The sequence below is a fragment of the Roseimicrobium sp. ORNL1 genome (assembly GCF_011044495.1).
GTDB lineage: Bacteria > Verrucomicrobiota > Verrucomicrobiia > Verrucomicrobiales > Verrucomicrobiaceae > Roseimicrobium.
On record NZ_CP049143.1, the window covers coordinates 7646851 to 7670691 of the forward strand.

General features: G+C 60.3%; 13 protein-coding genes and 1 tRNA gene. 11 read left to right on the forward strand and 3 right to left on the reverse strand.

What is annotated here, in order from left to right; all coding sequences use genetic code 11:
• Positions 1–53: 53 nt before the first annotated feature.
• Together G5S37_RS30980 and pelA are read left to right on the forward strand one after the other, a co-directional pair.
• Positions 54–1610 (forward strand): NAD(P)/FAD-dependent oxidoreductase, encoded by a 1557-nt coding sequence (locus G5S37_RS30980; protein ID WP_165210579.1) that lies wholly within the window; start codon positions 54–56, stop codon positions 1608–1610.
• 564 nt (positions 1611–2174) lie between these two features.
• Positions 2175–3722, forward strand: a complete 1548-nt coding sequence (gene pelA, locus G5S37_RS30985; RefSeq protein WP_165210582.1) for a pectate lyase — start codon at positions 2175–2177, stop codon at positions 3720–3722.
• A 404-nt stretch (positions 3723–4126) separates the two neighbouring features.
• Here pelA and G5S37_RS30990 read toward each other — a convergent pair whose 3' ends face one another.
• Together G5S37_RS30990 and G5S37_RS30995 are read right to left on the reverse strand one after the other, a co-directional pair.
• Positions 4127–6325: an ATP-dependent DNA helicase RecQ gene (locus tag G5S37_RS30990; RefSeq protein WP_240914754.1), complete on the reverse strand. Its 2199-nt coding sequence runs from the start codon at positions 6323–6325 to the stop codon at positions 4127–4129.
• An 86-nt stretch (positions 6326–6411) separates the two neighbouring features.
• On the reverse strand, positions 6412–7188 hold the full coding sequence (locus G5S37_RS30995; RefSeq protein ID WP_165210585.1) for a hypothetical protein: 777 nt from the start codon (positions 7186–7188) through the stop codon (positions 6412–6414).
• Positions 7189–7303: 115 nt separating this feature from the next.
• Here G5S37_RS30995 and G5S37_RS31000 point away from each other — a divergent pair.
• From G5S37_RS31000 to G5S37_RS31020, 5 genes are all read left to right on the forward strand, one after another.
• Positions 7304–7378 (forward strand) — tRNA-Cys (locus G5S37_RS31000).
• 52 nt (positions 7379–7430) lie between these two features.
• Positions 7431–8315 carry a PDDEXK nuclease domain-containing protein gene (locus G5S37_RS31005; protein WP_165210588.1) on the forward strand — a complete coding sequence of 295 codons (885 nt, stop codon included), beginning with the start codon at positions 7431–7433 and terminating at the stop codon, positions 8313–8315.
• 48 nt (positions 8316–8363) lie between these two features.
• Positions 8364–11213 carry a hypothetical protein gene (locus G5S37_RS31010; protein WP_165210591.1) on the forward strand — a complete coding sequence of 950 codons (2850 nt, stop codon included), beginning with the start codon at positions 8364–8366 and terminating at the stop codon, positions 11211–11213.
• Complete coding sequence (locus G5S37_RS31015) at positions 11210–12091, forward strand: UbiA family prenyltransferase (RefSeq protein ID WP_165210594.1); 882 nt, start codon at positions 11210–11212, stop codon at positions 12089–12091. The genes G5S37_RS31010 and G5S37_RS31015 overlap by 4 nt, the downstream gene beginning before the upstream one ends.
• Before the next feature lie 187 nt (positions 12092–12278).
• Positions 12279–15062, forward strand: coding sequence for a glycosyltransferase family 4 protein (locus tag G5S37_RS31020; protein WP_165210597.1), 2784 nt, complete (start codon positions 12279–12281; stop codon positions 15060–15062).
• 37 nt (positions 15063–15099) lie between these two features.
• Here G5S37_RS31020 and G5S37_RS31025 read toward each other — a convergent pair whose 3' ends face one another.
• Positions 15100–16008 carry a sugar phosphate isomerase/epimerase family protein gene (locus G5S37_RS31025; protein ID WP_240914755.1) on the reverse strand — a complete coding sequence of 303 codons (909 nt, stop codon included), beginning with the start codon at positions 16006–16008 and terminating at the stop codon, positions 15100–15102.
• A 173-nt stretch (positions 16009–16181) separates the two neighbouring features.
• On the opposite strand from G5S37_RS31025, the gene G5S37_RS31030 reads away from it, so the two are divergent.
• From G5S37_RS31030 to rnhA, 4 genes are all read left to right on the forward strand, one after another.
• The gene (locus G5S37_RS31030) at positions 16182–20687 is read left to right on the forward strand and encodes a PVC-type heme-binding CxxCH protein (RefSeq protein ID WP_165210600.1); all 4506 of its coding nucleotides are present in this window, start codon (positions 16182–16184) and stop codon (positions 20685–20687) included.
• 191 nt (positions 20688–20878) lie between these two features.
• Entirely contained in the window at positions 20879–22180 is a 1302-nt protein-coding gene (locus tag G5S37_RS31035) for a hypothetical protein (RefSeq protein WP_206026232.1), read from the forward strand.
• Between the two features lie 134 nt (positions 22181–22314).
• Entirely contained in the window at positions 22315–22998 is a 684-nt protein-coding gene (locus tag G5S37_RS31040; protein ID WP_165210606.1) for a hypothetical protein, read from the forward strand.
• 84 nt (positions 22999–23082) lie between these two features.
• The gene (gene rnhA / locus G5S37_RS31045) at positions 23083–23592 is read left to right on the forward strand and encodes a ribonuclease HI (protein ID WP_165210609.1); all 510 of its coding nucleotides are present in this window, start codon (positions 23083–23085) and stop codon (positions 23590–23592) included.
• Positions 23593–23841: the final 249 nt, after the last annotated feature.

A 23841-nucleotide genomic window follows, 5' to 3' on the forward strand; every position in this document is an offset into this window, starting at 1 on the left:
TGCCTCCGTCACGTCACAGTCGACCTCCCTTTTCACAATAGCTCTCCACATCCATGAAATCCGGCCGCACTCCCCTTTTCCGCGCCCTCATGCGCGCCATGCGCAACTCCGCCGTGCCTACGCAGACACGGCGTGACTTTCTCCGCCTGACCAGTGCCACGAGTGCCTCCGTTGCTCTGGGTGCCGTGGGCTTGCGCGCGCAGGACGAGGCCAAGCCGACCAAGAAAATCGAGGGCCCTGTCGCCATCGTCGGTGGTGGCATCGCGGGTCTCACCGCCGCCTACCGCTTGATGAAGGCGGGTGTGGAAGTGCACCTGTATGAGGCGCTCGATCGTTTCGGTGGCCGCATGTGGACGAAGCGTGACTTCAACAAGGAAGGCATGTTCGTGGAGCTTGGCGGCGAGTTGGTGGACTCCAACCACGAGGATCTCATCGCACTGGCGAAGGAACTCGGCGTGGAGTTGCAAAACCTGAAGGAGGGCGATGCCGGTCTCGACTTCTACCACTTCGGCGGGAAGATCTACACCGACCACGATGTCATCGCCGCCTTCGGCCCGCTCTCGAAGCGCATCGCCGCGGATGCCGAGGGCATCTACGATGACAAGGAGGAGTTCACCGCGAAGGCGCGCCAGTTCGACAACATCAGCCTCAAGGACTATCTCAATCAAATCGGCGGCGGCGCAGACCGCTGGCTGCTCCAGATGCTGGAGGTGGCCTATGTGCCCGAGTACGGCATTGATGCGGATCAGCAATCCGCGCTGAATCTGATCGACTTCATCAATCCGGACACCAGCAATGGCTTTCAGGTCTTCGGCCCCAGCGATGAAGCCTTCCGCGTGCGCGGTGGCAATGACACGCTGCCCACGGCGGTGCATCGTGAAATCCAGCGCACTGTGAAGTGTAATGGCGGCCACCGCCTGGTGAAGATCGCGGAGGACGGCAGCAAGATCAAACTGAGCTTCGCCACCGAGTCCAAGCTGGTCACGCCCTCTTATGCGAACGTCATCATGGCACTGCCTTTCACCATCCTGCGTGGCATTGAAGGTGTGTCGGCTCTCAAGCTGAGCGAGGACAAGCAGAAGGCCATCAAGGAAATGGGCTACGGCACCAACCTGAAGGTGATGTATGGCTTCTCCGAAAAGGTGTGGCGCAAGCCCGCTGGTGGCCGCGACTTTTTCTGCAACGGCGCCGTGTATTCCGACAAGCCCTTCCAGACCGCGTGGGAAACCAGCCGTGGTCAGGCGGGTGAAAGCGCCATCATCACGAACTTCATGGGCGGCTCGCTCGGCGCGCAGTTCAGCGCGGAGCGGCTGGACAAGTTCGTCTCCGAGTTCGATGAGATCTTCCCCGGCGTGAAAGCCAAGATCGATGGCAACCGCACCATGATGAACTGGCCGAGCATCAAGACCATGAAGGGCAGCTACTCCTGCCCGAAGGTGGGCCAGTACACCTGGGTCTACGGCGCAGCGGCTTCACCCGAGCTGGATGGACATCTGCTCTTTGCCGGCGAGCACACCAGCGGCGAGTCTCCGGGCTTCATGAACGGCGGCGTGGAAACCGGCAATCGCGCTTCGAACGAGCTGCTGGGGATTGAGAAGAGGGCGGAGTAGTTTGTGAGGTAGAAGCGCTCGCGCGAGAAAGATATTCGGCCGCCATGCCCTGTGGGTATGGCGGCTTTTTGTTGGAGTGGGATGGAGGTGGGAAGCACTTGGGGTAAGGTTGGACGCTGGGCGAGTAGTACCCCATGGGGCAGGAGTGCTCATACGCATTGGCCCAAATGAGAGCGTGCCGAAGACTCCGTTGGGCGAGCACGTGCCTTTCGCAGTGGGCTATGAGACACAGTCAAAGCAGTTCTGCGGACTACGCCTTTCAAGTCAAACGCCCTTCCACCAAAGATGCGGTAGGGATGCGCTCCTGCGTGTCCCACTTTAGGTGGGCGGAGGGGGTGCGGAGTTGCGGCACGAAACGGCCTCGCCACGTGGCATCCCCCTCCCCCTCCGCCCGCCATCTACGGACGCGCAGGAGCGCATCCCTACCGTCCCATTTTGTGGAAGGGCGTTCAGATGCAGAGTCCATGGTGCCTCAGGGGCTCGAGAGGCTGTTCGTTGCGACGCGCTCTACCTTCCCCTGAGCGTGATGTAGACACGAGGCCTCCCCCATGGCAGCCTCGTAGCATGCGTGTGAAGGCCCTATTCGCCTCGTTCCTGTCTCTCCTGTCCTGGAGCCTTGGGCCTATCGCTCGTGCTCAAGATTCGGCAGCGGACTCACCCACCCTCAAGCTCACGGTAAAGGCTGACTACGTTGCCCTGCGCATCACCGGCACCACCAACATCACCGCGAACGCCTGGCAGTGGCGCGTGCTCCCCGGCGGACCGGAAGACCAGATCGCATGGAGTCATTTTGATCCACCAAACGCCACGGGCACCTTCAAACTCGCTACACCCATGCCCGCGGGTGGGTGGTACCGCGTGGAAGTCCGCGCGCTGGAGGGTGAGAAGGTCATCAAAGAAACTGGCGTCACACGGCCTGAGCCCACGGCGTTCATCCATGTAACACCGGACCGCATCGCCGCGCTGCCGGATGCGGAGCGTGCGGCGTGGACGGCTTATGTAACGCTCTCCCGCGAACACGAGCATCGTGATCACGAAACGCTTGCGGGGGAATGCCGCGGGACCCGTGCCCCTGTTTCCAAGATCGCTCCCACCGATGGAGCACGGTTCATCTGCCCCACCAAGGTGGAGGCTGCGTATTTCGCGAGTGCGGAAGCGGGCACACTGGCGACCACCATCCTCAGCTATCAGACACCCTCTGGCGCGTGGTCCAAGGCAGTGGACTACACCAAAGGTGTACGCGCACCCGGCACGCACTGGACCACGCAGAGCGAAGCCGGCTGGCACTACTGCGGCACGCTGGATAATTATAGCACCACGGAGCAGATCGAGTTTCTCGCGCGGGTGCATCAGGTCACGAAGCGCGAGGACTGTCGCGCCGGAGCGTTGCGCGGATTGGAGTGGTTGTTGTCCGCGCAGTTTCCGAATGGCGGCTGGCCGCAGGTGTATCCGCTGGAGTCGGGCTATCATGAAGCCATCACGCTCAATGACGATGCCATGCTGCATGCGGTGGAACTGCTGCTTTCCGTAAGTACCGCGAAGGAACCCTATGGCTTCTGCGATGAAGCGTTGCGGAAACGCGCCAGCGACTCATATGCACGTGGCATCCAGTGCCTCTTGAACTGTCAGGTGAACGTGAAGGGCAAGCCAACCGTATGGTGCGCCCAGCATCATCCCATTACGTTGGCGCCAGTGGCTGCCCGTCTGAAGGAACCCGTATCACTCAGCGGAGCCGAGAGCGCGAATCTGCTGAAGTTCCTCATGCGGGATGGCCCGACGACGGCGGCCGTGCGTTCCGCGGTGGAGAATGCGATCGCATGGCTGGATGCCCATCGCATCACGGACCTGCGCAAGGCGACGAATGCCGACGGCAAGACAGATTATGTGAAGGACCCCGCTTCCACGGAAGTGCTCTGGGCGCGCTTCTACGATGTGGAGAGTGGCGAACCTATCTTCGCGGGTGGCCAGGATGGGATTGTCTACAAGACGTACCACGACATGGCCGAGCACAACAAGGTGACGTATGATTACTTCACCACGAAGCCGGCGGATATTGTGGGGAAGGAGCGGGAGCGGTGGGAGAAGAGGCTGGAGAAGGTGGGGAAGAAGTAGTATGGGGCGTCAGGTCAACAGGACTGCGTGATATCATAGAGAAAGGAGATTCACCCGAATGATCCGGATGCTGTGACGCGCAGCGTCCTTGGACTGCGCGCACCCCTGCTGCCGCTTTGAAGAGTCCACAGCCTGCTGTGGCGATCGTGACACTTGCTCGCAGGGTGATGCGTCCAGAGAAGCTTGGCGACTTCGTCGCGGTGAAGCGTGCAGCAGGCTGCACTTGAGGAAGGCGGCAGCAGGGCTGCACGCAGTCCAAGGCCTTCGGCACCTCTTCTGTATCCTTAACCTGACGTTCATGCGCGAAGCGGGACCAAGGTGTCGGTCGCAATACACTCCATCATTCTGTGGGGATGCAGCCAGTGACTTGGCGAGTCGATAGAGACCACGCATCTTCCTTTACATCACCCCTCATGCCCCTTGATCACCTCAAGGAACTCCGGCAGCCAGCGCATGGCCTTGAGTTCCCCCACCCCGCGAATCTTCAACGCAGCAGTCTGCGTCCTCGGCTTCAAACGCGTGAAGAATTCCAGCGTGCTGTTGTTGAAAATGATGTAGGGCGGGACGCCTTCGCGTTGCGCGATCTCGAGGCGCTTCTTCTTGAGCTTGTCGAAGAGCTTCTCGTCGAAGCCCAACTCGGTGGCGACCAGTTCCTCGTCGTCGTCCGCCCCTGACGCGCTCTTCTTGGTCATCTCCACGCGCTTGGTGAGATCGGGCCATTGCATACGGATGCTGCCGCCTTTGCGCATGACCTCGGCGCCCTTGTCGGTAAGGCGGAGCAGCGGATAGTCGCTCTCCATGGTGGTCTCCACCATGCCCTGCTTTTCCATTTCCTTGAAGAGCTGGTTCACACCGGCGGTGCCCACATTTTTCAGGATGCCGTAGGTGCTCAGTTCATCGAGGCCGGAGTCCACCACTTCGCGGGACTTGCTGCCGGTAAGCATGGCCACGATGCGACCGCGGCCGAAGCGCGGTGTCCAGGTGCCATCAGATTCACGCATGCTCATGCGAGCGACACCGCTCAAGGCTTTGCGCAGGACTTCCACTTCCTCACTGGTGCCCGCGCGCGCAGTCGCTTTCAGGCCGCCACGCTTGCACGCATCGCAGTTGCCACAGGTGCTGGCGTTCTTCTCGCCGAAGTATTCCAGGATCACCTGCTGGCGGCAGCGGTCTGCGTAGCACAGCTCCACCATGGACTTCAGCTTGGAACGATCGCGTCGATCCTTCTCCGCGAGCGCTGCCTTGTCGATCTCCAGTCCGCGTGCCAGCACCTTGGGCTGGAGCAGACGTGTGCCGCGCATGCGTTTACCGGGAATGTCGAAGCGCTCGATGTAGCCCTGCCGTCCCAGCATGCTCAGCGCGCTGCTCACCGCCATGGAGTTCTTCACTCCGGCACGATCCGTGATGTCTTCGATCGTGGCGTGCACTTCATGCGCATTGTCTGCATCATTGAGCAATGCCTGATACACATCACGGATGGTTTCAAACGAGGGATTGTTCCCCTCGATGAAAAACTCCTGCGTGCGCGTGTCCGCATAGTTGAAGAGCAGCTCGCAGTGCGAAGGCTCGCCATCACGACCGGCACGACCGGCCTCCTGGTAATAGGCTTCAATACTTCCGGGTACATCATAGTGCACCACGAAACGCACGTCCGAGCGATCGATGCCCATGCCGAAGGCATTCGTGGCGACGGCGATCTCCACCTTCTTCTGCAGGAAGCGATTCTGCGCCTCCTCGCGGCCCTTGTCATCCATGCCACCGTGGTACGCGATGGCCTTGATGCGCCATTCGTCGAAGAGCGCGGAGATCTCCTCCACCTTCTTGCGCGTGGAGCAGTACACGATGCCCTTTTTCCAGTGCTGCACGATGTCGCGCAGCCGTTCATACTTGTCCTTGTTCTTCTCTGTGTGCGTGATGTGCAGGCTCAGGTTCGGCCGGGAAAAGCCGCGCACGCTGACATGCGGATCGCGCAGCTTCAGCGTGTTCTGAATGTCTGAGCGCACCTCGGGCGTGGCCGTGGCGGTGAGGGCCAGCACCTGGGGGCGGCCCAGGCGTTCCAAGGCATCACCGAGACGCAGGTAGTCCGGGCGGAAATCGTGGCCCCATTGCGAGAGGCAGTGCGCTTCGTCGACGGCGAAGAGCGCGATGTCCACCTGCCGCATGGTGTCCACGAACATGTTGCTGCGGAAGCGCTCCGGAGCCACGTACACCAGCTTGTACTCGCCGCGACGCAGGGCGTTGATGCGGTCCTTCTGCTCTTCGAATGAGAGCGTGCTGTTGATGAGCGTGGCCGGGATGCCGCGATTCTGCAGTGCATCCACCTGGTCCTTCATCAGCGCGATGAGCGGACTCACCACCACCGTGACGCCGTTCATCACCATCGCCGGAAGCTGGTAGCACAGCGACTTGCCTCCTCCGGTGGGCATGATGATCATCACGTCCTGGCCGCTCAAGGTGGCAGCGATGACCGCTTCCTGGCCATCGAGGAAGGCACGGAAACCGAAGTGCTTGCGCAGTGCCTCCCGCGCGTCGTGAATCGGCGCGCTGGTGGCTTCGGTGTCGGCGGGGGTGTCTTCCGCGATGATGTCCTCTGAATCCGGCACTGAAGAAAGAGCACCGGAAGTACCGGGCGCGCAACCGGTGTGTCGGATTGCGCTGGGAAAAGTATGAGGCCGGGGCTTCCCTTCCCTTACGGCAGCTGCGTCTCCGATTTCACCTTCTCGGCGGTTTCGCCGGGGAAGAGCACCTTGATGGCGCGGATCTGTTCGCGGAGCTTGGGATTGTTGTCCACGATCCAGCGCTGCACGAACTCCTCAATGTCTTTGCGAGCGTGCTCGCGCACCACTTCCGCTTGTTTCACCGCACGCTCGCCAAGCCCTTCGCTGATTTTCTTCTCCATCTCCGCGAGCTGTTCCTCGCTGTTGAAGCGCGCCCAGCCGCTGTCGGACTTCTTCTCAATCCCCGCGGTGTCGAAGGCCACGGGCAGTGATGGCCGGATCTCAGGCGCCGTGATGATGAGCACATTGCCCTCGACCTTCGCGTCTTTCATTTCCGAGAGTTTCACATGGAACCGGTACGTCGCCGGCACCTTGATCTCCGTGACGGTGGTACCCAGGTAGATCTTCCCCCAAGCCGCCATCTTGCTGTCCGCCTTGGTGAAGGTCTCCATGGTCGTGGTGGGCGAGGCCACCTCCAAGCTGTCTCCGTGTGTGCGCTGGATCTCCAGCAGCACTTGGGAGGCGGAATGTTTCACCTCCGTGGAGAAGAAACCGCTCAGCAGCTTCCCCGGCTCGGTGAAGGCCTCCTTCAGCGTCATGCCCACATACAGGGCCACCCCGGTGAAACACAGCAGTGCTGTCACCGCCACAATGGCAAACGCCTTCCACCATCCGCCGCCGCCCGACTTCGCCGGAGTAGGTGATGGGATCAGCTCAGCCTTGGCAGTGTCCGTCTGGCCCTCGCTCATGGGAGAACAATACGATACCACAGCATGAAACCATCAAAAACCCCGGGCAAGCCCTTGCACTCCCAGTTTGACAGAACTCCACCCCGCGGTAGGATGCCAATTCGCGCCAGATACTGGCGGGGTAGCCAAGTGGTAAGGCAGAAGTTTGCAAAACTTCCATTCGCGGGTTCGATTCCCGCCCCCGCCTCCAAAATGCCAAAAGGCTTGGAAAACAGGGCGGATCAGCCACTTACTGTGAGTTGATGACAGGACGAATATCGCATTGGCTGTGGGTCACCACCCCTGAATTCTACGCGGGGCCAGATGGCACAGATAGTTTGGACCTGGACCCTGCTTCTGGTGTGGATTCCGATGCATGGTGGACTTGCCATCGAGACACTAAACAAGGCGATCTCGCCCTCCTTTGGAGAACATCGCCGCGCCGAGACATCGCGTATCTTATGCAAGCGAAGAGCGATGCCTATCCGATTGCTGCCCAACCAGAAGCCCGAAAGCGTGGCTGGTCGTTCGGATGCGAGTACATCATCCGGGCGAAGTTCGAGCGACCGCTGACACTCGCCGAGTTGAGAGCGGAACCATATCTTGAGGAATGGAGCGCGTTGCGCGGTAACCTCCAGCGCAGCGTTTTCGCCATCCCAGATGCTCACTGGATTCGACTCGTGCGAATGATCGAAAAGAAGAATCCAGGTGCCGCCAAAAAGTTCGAAACCGCTGAGTCGCGGCGAATGCCCCGGCGAGTTTTGCGGGAAGAGCAAATCGAGAATCACCTTGCCGAAGATCTTTCGCCTTTCATTCGGCATGGTCATCACCTGGAGCTTCGTGGTCGACAAACAGTGTGTTCCGGCAACGGAGGCAGAATCGATTTGCTCTGCTACGACAAAAGATCTCAGCGCTTCGTCATTGTTGAACTGAAGAATGTTCGTGCGAGCCGCAACACTTTTGGCCAAATTTCATCCTACGTCGGGTGGGTCGCAAAAAACATGAAAGCACGGAAGAGACCCGTTGGCATCGTCGTGGCCCAGGGCGCTGATCCCGCTTTTCAAGATGCAGAATCGACGACCCGGGGAATTCAGTTCATTGATCTCAAAGATTTGGGGTTTAAGCAGGGTTCAAGAATGGCACCCTAGGTGTCCCTTATGGGATCGTGAATTTCATCGAGTCTCATCGCCTCGGGCGTGCACATTGCATTTGGTCGAGGTGGTGTGTTGAAGGCACTTCTCTTTGACAAACTTGGAGGCCAGTGGGTGTTGTGGCGCTCAACCTTCCCACGCAATCCATTGTTCCTGGCATCCATCTCCTCCAAACTCAGATCCCTCGCGACGCCCATCCTCCTGGGCCTGGTTTGTTTCGTCGTGTACAACGCGAATCTCCGACAGATTGGCGCTGGAGACACGCTGTCTGCGCGCTACCTGCCGCTGATTCTCTGGCGCCATGGCACGCTTGAGATCAGCAGCACGAATGCGCGTTTGGTGGCGCATGGTCATTCCCAGACCGTCGGGTGGAACCGGCCAATAGATGGGGAAGCCAAGGTCGCGTACTTTGAGCCGTGGGCGTATTGGATTGCCCGCACTCTCGAGCACGAGCGAGCGTCGTTGTATCCCGTGGTCGCGCCTGTGCTCGTGGCACCGCTGTATGCGCCGGCCGTTCTCTGGCTGAATGAGCACGGTTGGGGACAGCCCCAGGTCGGTTGGGTGGCGGAATGGATGGAGAAGATCTCGGCATCGATCATAGCCTCGATCGCCTCTGTCCTGATGTATCTGGTGCTGCGCCGGGACTGCGGCAGGTGGAGCATCCCGCTGACATTGGCGTTCGCGTTTGGGACCAATACGTGGATGATCTCCAGTCAGGCGCTCTGGCAGCACGGGACGGCTGAGTTGCTGATCGCTCTCGCCCTGCTGCTGGCTGTCGGCAAGGTGTCGCCATGGCGCACGGCGTTGCTGGGTGCTGCTTGTGTTTTGATGACGGCGAATCGTCCGCCCGACGGTGTGATTGCCGTCGCATTCGGGATCTTCACGCTTTGGAATCAGCGGCGGGGTGCTTTGTGGCTAGTCGTCGGGGGCATTGTTCCGCTGGCCGCACACCTGTATTACAATATTCACTTCATCGGCAACTTGAACGGGGCGTATGGCCTCGAGAGTGGCAGGGGCTTCTACCAACCGGGACTTGCGGGAGTGGCCGGGCTGCTTGTCAGCCCCAGTCGTGGGCTGCTCATCTTTTCACCGTTCCTGGTGTTTCTCCCGCTGGGATTGATGCAGCGGTTGAGAACCCCCCATACAAAGGTGCTCGCCATCGCGCTCAGCCTTGCGGCCCTCACCCAGTTCGCGTTTTATTCGCAGTTCGACTGGCGTGCCGGGGCGTGCTGGGGGCCCCGCTGGCTGACGGACATGCTGCCCATTCTCGTCTGGCTGCTCGCTCCGGCTCCGCTCGTGCTTCGACCATTCGCGCGCGGGGTACTCGTCACCACCATGGCGGTGTCGATTGCGGTGCAGGCCATTGGTGCCTTCTGGTACACCGGATTGAGCGAGGAACGCATCTGGGCCGAGGGGCACCAGTCGATGAAGGGAGCGTGGGATTACAAAAACATTCCGTTTATCAAGGAATTGCGTCAGCCACCGGCATGCGGTGAGCTGCTGGACAACGCGCTCGGCTCCCTCGATCGCGTGGGGCCGACGCTGATGGTGGCTGGCACGAGAGAGATTCCGGAGCTCGGGCCAAACACGGTGCTGGAAGGTTGGGCGCTCGCCGGGGGCCGTACGCCGGCCCAACTTCTGGTATTGATCGACGGGATTGCGGTTGGCACGACCATGGAGTTCCTGCCGCGAGCAGATGTCAACGCAGCCATGCACACCGATGCGCTCTCGGGATGGCGCGTGTATGCCAATACACGAGGCGTGCGACCGGGGAAGCGCGTGCTTCAGCTCGCCCTCCGCATCCAGCCGCGAAGTGATGTCCGGATCCTGGGTGAATGGCGCGTTTTCGTGGTCGCTCCAGATCCCGCCACGGAAATCGCCGCGACGCCGCAAAAGCCGGCGACGCTGGCAGATCTCGGTGCCATGGCGGAGCGTGCGTCGTCGTTGCTGCGCTCACGGCAGAACGAGCAGGGCTACTGGCTCACCACTTACACGAAGCGCCTTCGTTACGAGGATCCGCAGCCGGAGATGAATACCTACCTGACCTCCATGCTGGTGGACTTGCTTTCACCCATCGCAAGCCAGCGAGGTCTCAGCGAAGCGATGGATCGCGCAAAACGGCACCTCGCGGCGCAGATCGAGAGCAACGGATTGGTCCGTTACCACGGACTGCCGGATGGTCCCATCATAGGCCACCTGGGACATGCCATCACCCCGGACTCGGACGACACGGCGCTGGCCTGGAGGATCGCCGGGCCGGGCAAGAATGATCCGAGACTGGAACCCATGCTCAAGGAACTGGCTCGATATCGCGACAAGAGAGGTCTGTACCGCACCTGGCTCGCTCCGCGAGACAAGTACCAGGGACTGGATCCCGGTCGCGACCCCAATCCGACCGACCTCACCATCCAGATGCACATCTATCTGATGCTTCGCCAACTGGATCCCCCTGCCGCAGAGAAACTCGCTCGCGCGATGCAGCGCTCGTTCGTGGAGGAGGACGTTTGGGTCTACTACGCCAAAGCCCCACTCGTGCCCTACCTCCGCTGTGCCGAGCTGCGACAACTTGGTTGCGATATTCCCCTGCCCATCGAGCGGCTGGCGCTCACGCCTGAGGGCCAGGAGGTCTGGAGCGAAGCGGTACGTCTTTTTGTTGCGATCCTTGAATCTCCCCAAGACGCGAACCTCCGGCAGGCGATTCGTCAGTTGCTGGTGCGCATCGGCGACGGCGACTTCGCCCAGCTTCGCCAGTCGCCGCCGATGCTCTACCACAATGATATGAGTGCGACCGTGAAACGCTTCTATTGGTCCGAGGATTCTGGATACGCCCTGTGGCTCCGGCTCTACGAAGCTACCGTTGAGAACCCCACCTCGCCGCGCCCCTCACCGCCATGACCATTCGAGGCGTGTTGCGGCACTATGCACGAGTGGTGCGGTTTTTTGTCTCCACCCGGGCGCTTGAGGTGGGTGCGCTCCAGGCCTCTCCGATCATTGGCGGCTTCCTCGGCGGTTTCAGCCTGGAGCAGGGCGCCGTGCTCCGGATGGTGCTGCTGGTCCTCGGCAGCCTGGCGCTCACCGCTCATGTTTTTGTCCTGAACGATTGGGCCGGTCATCGCAGCGACCTTCGTGATCCCCGGCGCGCGAGGCTTGTTTTTACCCGGCAGGGTATTTCCCGGGGGGATGTCGCGCGCATTGCCATGGCGCTGCTGATCTTCTCGAACATGGCCCTCGCCATCGTGGGAGGACCAGCCGTGCTGCTGGGCACTGCGATTGCAGTCCTCGGCCTCCTTTATTCATGCTCGCCGGTTGGGAAGAGCACACCTGTGGCGGCGTCGATCAATCACCTGGTTGGAGGCTCGCTGCACTTCCTGCTAGGGTATACCCTCTTCCATCCGCTGGATGGCAGAGGACTCGCCATCAGCATTTTCTTTGGCCTGGTGTTTGCCGCCGGCCATCTCAATCAGGAGGTGCGTGACCATGAGGGAGACGCCCTCAATGGCATCCGTACGAGCGCAGTGGTGTTTGGGTGCCAGCGCACGTTTCTCGCGAGCCTGGGGATCTTCACCCTTGCTTATGCGCTCATCGTCGTCCTGGCCATGCTTGACCTCCTGCCCCGGCTGCTGATCTGGAGTTCTGCGATTCTGTGGTCCCTGCAGGTGGCCCTGTCCGCGCAGGCGCTTCGGCGCGGATTGAGTTCAGAGACAGCGCTATGGATGCAACGGCGCTACCGGTTGCTGTTCGCAGTCACAGGGCTTGCCATGCTCATCCGATGACGGCTGAGTGCCGAATCTGGCAGGGCACGACCTTGGGCCGGATGGGGTGACCTCACGCCCAAGGAAAACTTTAAACCCATCCGGAGCGGATCGCTTGATGATCGGGGATTTCGTGGTACGACGGATGGCCCAGAGTGGGGGGATCCGGCCTGCGCTGCCTCGCCCCGTCCTGGTTGTAGTTCCCCCCATGGAAAAAGCCGCTTCATCCACCCCATTTTCCGTCTGCACGATTGTTTCTACGAACTATCTGGCGCGGGCGCTGGTGCTGCATGACTCCCTGAAGGCACATCACCCTGAGGTGGATTTCTGGTTGCTTCTGATTGATGACGCCGCGCTTGGGCCGCTGGCGCAGCAGGCGGTGGATCGCCGGGGCATCCATCTGCTTCGGGTCCATGAGATCGAGCTTGCTGCGGAGGAGGTGGCAAACTTCCGCTTTGCCTACGACCTGACGGAAGTCGCGACCGCCTACAAGCCGTGGACCATGGAGACGGTGGCCCGGCTTTCGGGGCACCATGTCTTCTACATCGATCCGGACATTGAATTCTTCCGGCCCATGACGAGCCTGGTGGAGGCCGTGCAGACTCATGAGCTAGTGCTCACTCCGCATGTGCTGCACCCCATGCAGAGAGATGGCTGCCAGCCCTCCGAGTCTGACATCATGGGGAGCGGCATCTACAACCTGGGCTTCCTGGGGATGAATCGCGCAGCGGCGCAGCGGGTGACCGCATGGTGGACGGAGAGGCTGTTGCGGGAATGTTACAGCGCTCCTGAGCAGCAGAGATTCACCGACCAGCGGTGGATCGATTTCACGCCCTGCTTCTTTGATTGCTTCATCTCCAAAGATGAAACCTACAACGTCGCGTACTGGAATGCGGATCAGCGTCGCGTTGCCCTGAAAGACGGTCGCTATTTCGTGAATGGCAAGCCGCTGTCATTCTTCCACTACAGCGGGTTGGATGAAAGGAAGCCCCATCTTCTGACACGGCATCACCAGGGGCATCCCCGTGTGTTGCTCAGTGAGCATGCAGATCTGATCGGGCTGACCCAGTCCTACATCAAGGCGGTCGATCTGGCGCATCAGGAGTGTGTCGATACGGTGGCTGAGTATCCCTACCTCCGCTTCTCCAGTGGGGAAGCCATCTCCCGCACCTTGCGCCGGCTGTTTCTCAAGGAGCTTGTCAAGGCAGAGAAGGAGAACCGCGCCGTGCCGCCCTCTCCCTTTGGGCCACTGGGAGAGGAGCCGTTCTTCGCCTGGCTGAGTGCGTCGGAAGACTCGAATGAAACCGCCCAGTCGGTTCCTCGTCTGGCTCTCCTGTTGCGCGAATCCCGGCCTGATCTCATGGCCGCATTTCCGGAGCCTCAGGGCCGCGATGCCTCGCGGTTGATCGAATGGATCCGATCTGACGGAGCCAAGCAGTTCGCGCTGCCGCGCCGCCTGATACCAGCCCCAGTCGCGGTGGCGGTGAAACAGGCGCCCAGCACTCTGGTGCCGGGATTGGAAATCATCGGTTATCTGCGCACCGAATCCGGGGTGGGTCAGGCCGCGCGTCTGCTCGCCCAGGGGTTGAGTGTGTCCTCCGTGCCCTTTGAGACGTTGGTGGACTCTTCTCCCCCCGCTCGTCAAAACGCGGCGCACGAGTATCGCAGAAAGGGATTGCTGGGTGAAGGGGAGGCTTTTGATTGCGCTGTCCTTTGCGTGAATGCCGACAGCGTGGCCTCTTTGCGCCGCCGACTTGGGCCCGCCCATTTTCACAAGCGCCGCGTGGCAGGCCTGTGGTTCTGGGAGGTGGAGGCCTTCCCGGAGAGCATGCACTCCGCTTTTGAAAAGGTGGATGAGGTCTGGGTGGCTACGGAGTTCATCCGCAAGATCCTGGCCCCGATTTCCCCGGTGCCGGTCCACTGCATTCCCCTGCCGTTCGGCGTCGCTGAGGCGACTGCAGGCGAATTGGACCGCAAGAGCCTGGGCATCCCGGAGGGGTTCTTCTTCTTGTTCAGCTTCGATTTCCACAGTGTCTTCCGGCGGAAAAATCCATTGGGCGTTATTGAGGCTTTCAAGCGCGCCTTCCGCGAAGGTGAAGGCCCCTCGCTGGTGATCAAATGCATCAACGGTGACGCGCACCTCGCCGATCTGGAGGAGCTGCGCTACGCCGCGCTCGCTCGCTCCGACATCATCATCATGTCCGGTTACATGGACGCAGCCGTCAATCAGGCTCTGACCGCGGCGTGCGGTTGTTATGTCTCCCTCCATCGGAGCGAAGGCCTGGGACTGACGATGGCGGAGGCCATGCGGCAGAAGAGGCCGGTCATCGCCACGGGCTACTCCGGGAACATGGAATTCATGCACGAGAGGAACAGCTACCTCTGCCGCTTTGACATGGTTCCCGTCGGTCCGGGTTCTCCGCCCTACTCTCCCAAAGCGCTCTGGGCAGAGCCCGATGTCGCGCATGCAGCGGAGCTGATGAGGCATGTCTATGCGCATCCTGAAGAGGCCTCGGAAAGAGGACGCGTCGCTGCTGAGGATCTTGCGGAACGATTCAGCCCGCAGCGCTGTGCTGCCGCAGTGGAGACCCGCTGGCGGGAACTTCGCTCCACCGCCATTCCATCAGGAAATGGATTGGGATTGGTCTCGTCGAATGGGCATTTGACGGGTTCCTCAGCGCCACTGAAAACGCTGCACAAGCAGTGGAAACGTGCCCTCGGGGGCAAGGACACCGTGCCCTCGCTCGGCACCATCCTTTTCCAGGGGCCTCAAAAGATTCTGAAGAAGCTGCTTCTCCGCCGCGAGAAACAACGGAAGCCCTTTGATGAAGCCCTCGTGCTCGTCACCAGCAGTCATGACCGGCGGCTCACGAACATGGAGAATGCCGTGCGTGAACTTCGCGAACAGAACGCGATGCTCCTGGATGCTCTCAGCGCCGCTCGTAAGGACACTTCCCGGATGAACGGGAATGGAAACGGGCGTTTGCACTGATTGAGTGAGCGAACGCCAGGATTCCCCCCTGGCGTGCTCACATGGCGAATATTTGATCCATGCGGTCGGTAAGCATTTTGAGGCCGTTCGGGTTGATGCCGCCGCGTTGTTCAGAGATGGCCCAGCCACTGTAGCCGGCTTCGTCGAGGGCTTTCATGATGGCGGGCCAGTTGTTCGTGCCCTGGGTGAGGTCCACGTCGAAACCCTTGTACAAGCCTTCTTCCTTCATCTTCTTCGTGTCGTATTCCTTCACGTGGATGCGGTTGATACGCTTGCCCAGCACCTTGATCCACTGCTCGGCCCATCCATAGCGGCCGACATTGCCGATGTCGAAGTGCCAGCCGACGACCTTTGAGGGTTCGCCGATTTCATCAAGGAAGCGCACGGCTTCGAGGGGTGAGAGGATGAAGTTGTTCCAGACATTCTCGATGGAGATGGCCACGCCGAGCTCCTTCGCGAGCGGCACTGCTTTTTTGATCTGGGCAATGGAGCGCTCCCAGGCTACGTCATAGCTGACCTCTTCATTGCACACGCCGGGCACGACGAGGATGGAATTGGCGCCATAGGCCTTGGCATCGCGCAGCGTTTGCAGCACCCCTTGCAGGCCCTCCTCGCGGATCTTTTCATCGGGATGTGTGAGCGTCTGCTTCCAATGGGTGTGGCAGCACACGCTGGCGGCCTGCAGCCCGGTTTTGCCGAGAACGTCGAGCACTTCCTGCTGGTTCATGCCGCCCTGAGGCTCGACGCCATCGTAGCCGGCGTCTTTTGCGGCCTGAAGACGTTCCAGCAGGGTGCCTTTCATGCCCAGGGTGCCGAGCATGATGGCCTTCTTGAGCTGGCGGGGCTTCGGCGCGGTCTGTGCCGGGCTGGACACAGCAATACCGGACAGGGCGGCGAGCGTGGCGGACTGGAGGAAGGTGCGGCGGCTGGTCATGACGGCGGACATGGAATGGGATGCGGGAAGGTGGCGTAGTACGATGCAAGCAGGTCGCCTCTTGTCTTCCCACGCAAAAGCGGGCGGATCGGCGACAAAGGCGTTAGGAGGCGGCGAAAGGTGCCGGAGGCTGTCCTAATCGGGCGATCGAGCGTGATTTCATGCGACGTATTGTCCGTCCTGCCATGCTCTCCCTCTCTCGCTTCGCCGGTTTCTTAACGTGCACGTTCCTTGTTTTAGCTGTTTCCGCCGGTTTGGCCGGAGCGGCGCCGCTGGTCTTTGAAGGCAAGGAGGGACCGGGCAAAGGCAAGCACATTGTCTTCCTCGCGGGGGATCATGAGTACCGCTCGGAGGAGTCGCTGCCGGCACTAGCGCGCATCCTGGCAAAGCATCTGGGCTTCAAGTGCACCGTGCTTTTCGACATCGATGGCCAGGGCGATATCGTGGCGGGTGAGGTTTCGAACATGCCGGGCATCGAGGCACTGGATACCGCGGATCTCGCTGTGGTGTTCTTGCGCTTCCAGAACTTCCCAGCGGAGCAGATGAAGCACCTCGATGCCTATCTCAATCGCGGTGGCCCCGTGGTGGGACTGCGCACGGCGACGCATGGCTTCAAAATTCCGAAGGACGGTCCCTACGCGAAGTACTCCTACGACTACAAGGGCACCGATTATGAATTGGGCTTCGGTCATCAGGTGCTGGGCCAGACCTGGGTGGGCCACTACGGTACAAATCACAAGCAGAGCACGCGCATTGCCATCGCGCCCGACAAGGCCTCGCATCCCATCCTGCGCGGCGTGAAGGACGTGTGGGTGCAGGTGGGTGGCTATGTTGGCAAGCCCACGAGTGGCGAAGTGCTCACCATGGCGCAACCGCTCAATGGCATGACCCCCGACTCACCCGCGGATGAGACAAAGCCCCCCATGCCGAGCGAGTGGACGCGCACCTACAAGTCCGCCTCTGGCAAAGAAGGCCGCGTTTTCACCACGCTCTACGGGACCTCGGAAGACATCACGAATGACGGCTACCGTCGTCTCGTCTTGAACGGCATCCTCTGGGCCGCTGGATTGGAAGACAAGATCAAGCCGGATCTCAACATCGACTTCGTGGGTACCTTCGAGCCGAATACCTTTGGCGGTGGCGCTTATGCCCGCGGGATCAGGCCGGAGATGTATGCGAGCTACGACAGCCAGATTCCCGCAAACCACAACACGACTGCGCCCGAGAAGACGAAGCAGGATACGAAGTCCGAACCCGCAAAGCCAGCACCGGTTGCTGCAGCTCCTGCTCCGCTCGTGACCGGCAAGCCCGCCCGCTTCGTGCGCATTGAAGTTCCCGGTGAGCGCCAGACGCTCACGCTGGCGGAAGTGGAAGTCATCGTTGGCGGCAAGAACATCGCGCCCACTGGCAAAGCGACGCAATCCACTACGGCCAATGGCGGCGTGCCCCAGCGTGCGATCGACGGCAACAAGAATCCTGACTGGGGCAAGGGAGGCCAGACACACTCCCAGGAAAACAAGCCCAACCCCTGGTGGGAACTGGACCTCGGCACAGCGGTGGACATCGAGAAGGTCGGTGTCTGGAACCGGGCCGGTTTCACGGGACGCCTGGAAGGCTTCACCCTGCGGCTGCTCGATGCGGATCGGAAGGATGTTTTCGTGGCGACCAAGATTGAGGCGCCTGAGTCAATGACCATCGACATCAAGGACAAGGGCAAGCTTACGTACCTCACCTTTGATGGGAAGCCTGGCAAACCTGCACCCAAGTCGGGCAGCTCTGGTGGGCAGCCATCCGGCCCGCCGGAGCCGCCGCTCGCAGACGTGCCGGCGGCTTACAGGGACACGCTTCCATTCGCGTTTCAGAAGGGCGATGTCGTCGCCATTCTCGGCAACGGCCTGCCGGAGCGCATGCAGCATGACGGTTGGATGGAGACCGTGCTCCAGAGCCAGCTCTCGGATCAGCAGGTGCGCTTCCGCAACATGACCACCAGCGGGGATCGCCCGAACTCGTATCCCCGCAGCCCCGGCCAGATTTCCATGGCCACCTATTTGCAGCACGTGAAGGCGGATGTGGTCTTCGGTTTCTTTGGGTACAACGAATCGTACGAGAACAAGCCAGAGGAGTACAAGGCGCAGCTTCTTGAGTTCGTGAAGAAGACGCGTGGCACCAGGCCGAATGGCAAGAACTTCCCGCGTATCGTGCTCTTCAGTCCCATCGCGCATGAGGACACGCGCAATCCCAATGTGCCCGATGGCAAGGCGCACAACGTGCAGCTCGAGGCGTACACGAAAGCCACGAAAGAAGCGGCGGAAGAAGCAGGTGTGGGCTTCGTGGACCTGTACCGTCCTTCGCTGGAACTCTTCAAGGCTTCCAAGGAGCCGCTGACCATCAATGGCGTGCACCTCACCGATGAAGGCAACCGCCAGCTCGCGGAAGTGATTGGCACCGCGCTGCTGGGCAAGCCGGTGAGCGCATCGGCGTCTCTGGACCAACTGCGTGAGGCGGTACTCGACAAGAGCTATCACTGGTACCAGCGCTACCACGCCTCCGATGGCAATGACGTCTGGGGCAGCCGCTCGACGCTGGCTTTCGTCGATGGCCAGACCAACGGCGTGGTGCTGCAACACGAGCTCTCCATGCTGGATGTCATGACCGCGAATCGCGATGAGCGCGTGTGGGCGCGCATCAAGGGTGGTGACAAGAAGATTGACGACAGCAATGTGCCCAAGCCGGTGCCCGTGAAGTCGAACGTGGGTGGTGGCAGCAAGAGCAGCAGCGCGCAGAAGGAAGGCCTGCTCAAGTACGTCAGCGGCGAGGAAGGCATCAAGCACCTGGCCGTGAGAAAGGGTTTTGAAGTGAGCCTGTTTGCGGACGAGAAGCAGTTCCCTGAACTGGCGAATCCGGTGCAGATGCAGTTCGATACGAAGGGCCGTCTCTGGGTCGCGACCTGGCCCGACTATCCGAAGTGGGAGCCGCTCAAGGAATCCCGCGATGCGTTGATCATCTTCCACGATGATAACAATGACGGCAAAGCCGACCGCACCACGGAGTTCGCCAAGGTCAATAACCCACTGGGCTTCGAGTTCTGGAATGGCGGTGTGCTCGTCACGCGCCAGAGTGAGCTTCTGTTCCTGAAGGACACGGATGGTGATGACAAGGCGGATGTGCGCATCATCATGCTGCAGGGTCTCGACAGCAGCGACACGCACCATGGCGCGAACAACCTCGTCTATGGGCCCGACGGCGGCATCTACTGGCAGAGCGGTGTCTTCATGCAGCACAACCATGAGCATCCGTGGGGACCTTCCCTGCAGGCCAATGCGAGTGCGATGTACCGCTTTGATCCGCGCCGCTTCACCATTGCGAAGCATGCGGACAATTCACCGAACCCCCACGGCATCTCGTTTGACTCCTGGGGCTATCAATATGCCACCGATGGTACGGGCGGTCGCGCGTATCAGGTGAGACCCGAAGGCAACAGCTTCAAGATGTATGAGCTCTTGAAGAAGGAAGTGCGCCCCGTCACGGCAAGTGAAGTGGTGAGCAGCCAGCACTTCCCCGCAGAGATGCAGGGCGATTTCTTGATCTGCAATGTGATCGGCTTCCTTGGTGTGAAGCAGTATCACCTGGAACGCGATGCGGATAAGGCCACCGTGTGGGGTGAGCCTTCCGGTGAGGAACTCACCGTCAAGGTCACGCAGGCAGACGGCACGGTCGGCGAAGAGAAGTCCCGCGGCTTCCTCATGAGCGGTGACAAGAACTTCCGTCCCTCCGATGTGGTCTTCGCGCCGGATGGTTCGCTCTACATGGCGGATTGGCACAATGTCATCATCGGCCACATGCAGCACAACGTCCGCGATCCCAATCGCGACCACGCCCACGGTCGAATCTACCGCATCACCGCCACAGGGCGTCCGTTGCAGAAGCAGGTGGCTATCGCCGGTCAGCCCATCCCTGCGCTGCTGGAGAATCTCAAGCACCCCACGGACAGCATTCGTCATCGCACGCGTATCGAGCTGAGCGCTCGTGATTCGAAGGAAGTGATTGCTGCCACGAAGGAGTGGATCAAGCAGTTCGACCCGAACAAGAAGGAAGACGCTCACCACCTGCTGGAGGCGCTCTGGCTCTTCCAGCAGCACAATGTGCGCAATGTGGAACTGCTTGGCCAGCTCCTGAAGTCGCCCGAACCGCATGCCCGCAACGCCGCGCACGTGGTGCAGCACTTCTGGTACAATGTGGAGTCCACCATCCATGGCGGCGTCATCGCTGGTGAGGAAGAGGCGAAGGCCCAGAAGTCCGGCATCCTCAGCGACACACCGGAACTCACCACGATCCGCATCGCCACCGTTCCTGAGCGCATGATGTACGACGTGAAGGAGATCAGCGTGAAGCCGGGCAAGAAGGTGAAGCTCACTTTCGCCAATCCGGACTTCATGCCGCACAACATCCTTCTGGTGAACCCCGGCAAGATCGATGAGATCGCCAACAAGGCGATGGTCATGGGCGCGCAGGGCTTTGAGACCGGATTCATCCCCGAGAGCAAGGACATCCTCTGGCACAGCAAGCTCCTCGATCATGGCAAGGAACAGGTCATCGAATTCACCACGCCTGAGAAGCCCGGCGACTATCCCTATGTGTGCTCCTTCCCCGGGCACTCGATCATCATGCGAGGGGTGCTGAAGGTGAAGTAAACGTCCTCATCTCCTTTGTATATGGACGGACGATCAGGCGCTGCATCGCGCGGATTGTCCGTCCCGGATGCGCGTTTGGACATTCGTAGGAGCGCGCTTTTACAAGTCGTTGACAGTAATGGCGCGCACCCTGTGTAATGTCCGCGATGATGCGGATGCGTTTGCCAGGTGTTGGTAGTTTGTGGGTTTTGTTGCTGCTCCTGTGCCCTGCACACATGCAGGCGGGAGAGACGGAGGACGCGCTGAAGTCCATCAAGTCGCGCCTGCCGTTCATTTCCACCGGGGAGTTTTACTTCCGACGGGAACCGCGTGACTACACTCAAGGGAACCAAGTTACCGCCGCGTGGAAGATTCTCACGGAGTTGCAGGCCCAGCAGCTTGTCACAGCCGATCTCTTGCAGCTCACTGCCCATGCAGATCCTGACGTCCGTGCGCTGACATTGCTGGCACTCCTGACAAAGGAGACGCCCGAGCTGGTACCCGCGTGTCTCAAGCTGGTGACAGATCAAGCTGCTGTCCTGCCGCGTGAGGAGCGACCGTCCGGCATGTCGGGTGAACGGCTGGACCAGCCCATCACCTACCCGCAGACTGTCGGAGATGTGGCGCGGGTGATCTTGTACAGGCTGGGCTGGTTGGGCAATGATCCAGATACAGAAGCCTGGTGGGCCCCAAGGAAAGACAATGCAGACTGGCTTGCCTGGTACAAGCTCCGCTACGAGCGGGCGGTCAAGGGATACGGTTTTCTACAGGATACTGAAAGACCAGATCTTCGACGTTTCATGGATTCCCTGGAGGTTTTGCCGAGGGCTACCCGCGCGTGGGTGCTTCTCTATCTGGTAGATGACGTCATGCTACCTGACTATTGGCAGGACTGGTTTGCCAAGGAAGCGGAAATGATCGCTGCTGCCCGGGAACTCGGGCCGGAGGCACTCCTTGAGTTCATGCGCAGCGGGAAACGTGGGGGCTTGCGGTTGCCCGAGCTCGACAAGCCCGAGAATGGCCGGCGGTTCATCATCAAGTATGCTGCGCAATTGTTTACTCCAGCCCATGCGGAAGAGCTGCTGAAACTCAAGCTATACACCGCAGCAGCAGACGCCGATCCTTCGCTGGTACGCAGGGCTGTGGATGCTGCGACAAAGGACCTGGTTGCCAACTATCAAAATTTTGATCGTGCCCTTGTCATGGCAGCTCTCGCCACCTTGGGTGACGTAGCAGACCGGGACCGCGCGGTGAAGTGGTTCTATGATGAGCCCAATGTAGGGGGCGCACAGACGGCCTTCATCCACGACCTGGAGTTCCGAAAGCCCAAGGAATGGCGGGATATCGCGCGCCGCCTGGTGGAGCATCCGTCGTTTGAACGGCTGCGCTCTCTGGATGTGATGTATCTCAGTATCCTGGTGGACATCATGGAAGGGAACGGCCCGCCGCCTCCGGCCCGGGATGACGCGGCCTACAATCGCAAGCGGTTGCGAGAAAAGTTCAACGTCAAATGATGTGCCTTGGCTGCCGAGTTCGCCAGGACCTTGATCGGCAAGTGCGATTGGTGAACCTGTGATGATTTTCATTCGCTCAGCTCATCGGTGTAAATATCAAATGCACCGCTCACATTTTGTGTTTGAATCTCCGCATGAGCATTCGAGTTGTGGGTCTCTCCTTGCTGTCCGTCTTCTTCCTGCTGTCGGCGCCTTGCTTCAGCGCGGATGAAGAGCCGGGGCAGGAACTGCCGACCAAGTCGCCCGATGGGAAGTGGCTTATACGCATGCCGAATGATGCGGAGCGCGAAAAGCTCAAGGAGGATGAGGTACCGAAAGCGGGTCTTTTCGAATTGCCATCGGAGCGCCGCGTCGAATGTCCGCACTTGGATTCCATGGAGGGATTCGTGGATTCGGTGCGTGTAGTTTGGGCGAAGGATTCCGCGCACGTGGCTTTCAACTATCGTGCGGGTGGGCGATACTGCTCGACAGACCTTTGTGAATTGAAGGACGGGAAAATCACTGGCCTGCCTTCGCCTGAGGACATGCTTTTTGGATTTCTCAATCAGGTGAAGGCCACGCAGATCAAGGAGATGGGTTTGAAACCAGGTGTCTATCAGCGCCGCATCCATGATGAAGTGACCACGCGACGCTGGATTGATGCCAGCACCGTCGAGGTGGATGCGCACTCCATCAGGACCGTTCCCGTCAAAGCAAACGACAAGGACGAGGATCCTGAGATCGTGGATGTCGAGGCGAAGTTCCGGTTCACCTTGAAGCTCGATCCGAAGAAGAAGGAGTGGAAGATCCTGAAGTCGGAGAAGCTCAAGAATGAGTGAAACCGGAAGTCGTGTCCGTGCTTCGCGGAGATCTTGAGGTGGGCTTGACCCTTGCGAACTGTTTTCCTCCTGATATGAATCACGATGGAACCGGGTCTCCCTCAAGTCATCATTCACACCGACGGTGGCTGCCTCGGCAATCCGGGCGTGGGAGGCTGGGGCGCCGTGCTGGAGTCCTGCAAGCAGCGCAAGGAAATCAGCGGTGGTGAACCGGCCACGACGAACAATCGCATGGAGCTGCGCGCCGCGATTGAAGCGCTCAGCCTCTTGAAGAAGCCCTGCGCCGTGGAAATGCACACCGATTCCCAGTATGTCCGCAACGGCATCACGAAGTGGCTGTTTGGGTGGAAGAAGAACGGCTGGAAGACCGCCAGCAAGGAACCGGTCAAGAACGCGGATCTCTGGCGTGCTTTGGACACCGCCGTCGCGCGGCACACGGTGAAATGGCACTGGGTCAAAGGTCACGCCGGCAACCGCGACAACGAGCGCTGCGACCAGCTCTGCGGTGATGCCATGGAGGCGATCAAAAATCAGCATACCCGACAGCAGCTCGCCGCGGCGCTTACTGCGTTCAAGGCTGCGGGGCAGGCGTAGAATATCTGCATCTACCGCGACCTCCGAGTCACCGCATCAGCGCATGCCTTGGATGTGCAAACATCGAATCCGTAGTGCGAGGACAACGAGTTGCTTGAAGTGATGCATGCGGCAAGAGACCCCATGCACTTCGGGCACGGCATAGGCCCAAGGAGTGGGAACGCCTCGTTCCCATGGTGAAAGGGTCTTTGGCTTGGATCTGCCGAAGCGCCTATTTAACACACGCGGGTATCGGATGGGCCTGCGGTG